General features: G+C 44.0%; 2 protein-coding genes. Both read left to right on the top strand.

Going from position 1 to position 1,192, the window contains the following annotated elements; translation table 11 throughout:
* On the top strand, positions 1–358 hold a 358-nt coding region (locus AC1MDJ_RS07965), incomplete at its 5' end, for a hypothetical protein (protein ID WP_479690386.1).
* Between the two features lie 13 nt (positions 359–371).
* The coding region (locus AC1MDJ_RS07960; RefSeq protein ID WP_479690385.1) for an alcohol dehydrogenase catalytic domain-containing protein at positions 372–1,192 on the top strand (821 nt) is incomplete at its 3' end.

Genomic DNA, 1,192 nt, shown 5'->3' with positions numbered 1-1,192 from the left:
AGGTTGTGGTGGCGACCCATTTTGGCGGCAGATTTATCATGCCGCTGGTGTTGCTTGCAAGGTATTTGAATGTGAGGTGAATATGCCATTGGACGGCAAGGCGACTATCTTGCGTGAAAGCTACAATGGCAGAGCTGCTACTAAGGCAGAGGTCTCTAAGTTGATTGCTGATATGAAGGTTGCTACAGAGGAGTTTTATCGTTGCGTGAACTTTGCTGATTTAGGGAAAGAAACTGATTTATTCGGTCGCAAGGTAACGGTATTGGACAAACTTTTAATTGCGCAATCGCACATGATGTATCATTTAGGTGTTTGTGATGCTACCTTGCGTGATAATGGCGCGAAAGCGTCTATGTAATAAAGGGGAATAGATGGATTCATACCGTGCGCTAGTTGTTCAACGGAATGGCTCTGATGGTTATGTGAGAAAGCAGGTGATGACTTCAGCTGGTGGGCTGGACGAGTCTCATGTGATTATTGAGACAAAGTATTCTGCTCTCAGCTACTATGATGCGCTCGTTTTAAGTGGGAGAACGGACGGCATAAAATACCCACTCATACCGGGTATTGACGTTGCTGGTGTGGTAGTTGATGCTAATGTTGAACGCTTTAACTATGGGGATGAGGTTATAGTTACTGGTTACGGGCTTGGTAGTCGCATAGCAGGCGGTTTTGGAAAATATGTGTCTGTGCCTGTGGATTGGGTGCAACCCATTCCTATTGGGCTTACTATGTGGGATGCTATCTCATTTGGCACTGCGGGAATAGTTTCTGGACTTGTCGCTATGGAGCTGTTAAGTGCGGGCATCGCTCCAAATAAGGAGTGTAAAATAGCAGTTACCGGAGCATCCTTTGATATAGGTGCTATGGCAACGGCTATCTTAAACTATATTGGCTATGATATAACTGCGTATGTGACAGATGCAAATGATACCAGCGACTATGTAGAGCGGCTGGGGGTTTCTAAAATTGAAAGTTTTTCTAAGCTAAGCGAGAGCAAGGAAAGTTTTCTTATGCCTCCTGTCTATGATGGTGTTATAGATACTATGGGCGGAGATATACTTTCGTCCATTATAAAATACACTAATCAAAATGCTTTAGTCGTATCGGCTAATTATAATGAGGATATGCGGGTGCCACTCACGCTATATCCGTTTCTGCAGCGAGGTATCAATTTATCAGGAATAAATGG

This window comes from Candidatus Termitispirillum reticulitermitis (genome assembly GCF_054655775.1).
The sequence above is the reverse complement of the archived record's forward strand: the minus strand, read 5'-3'. Positions and strand labels throughout refer to the sequence as shown.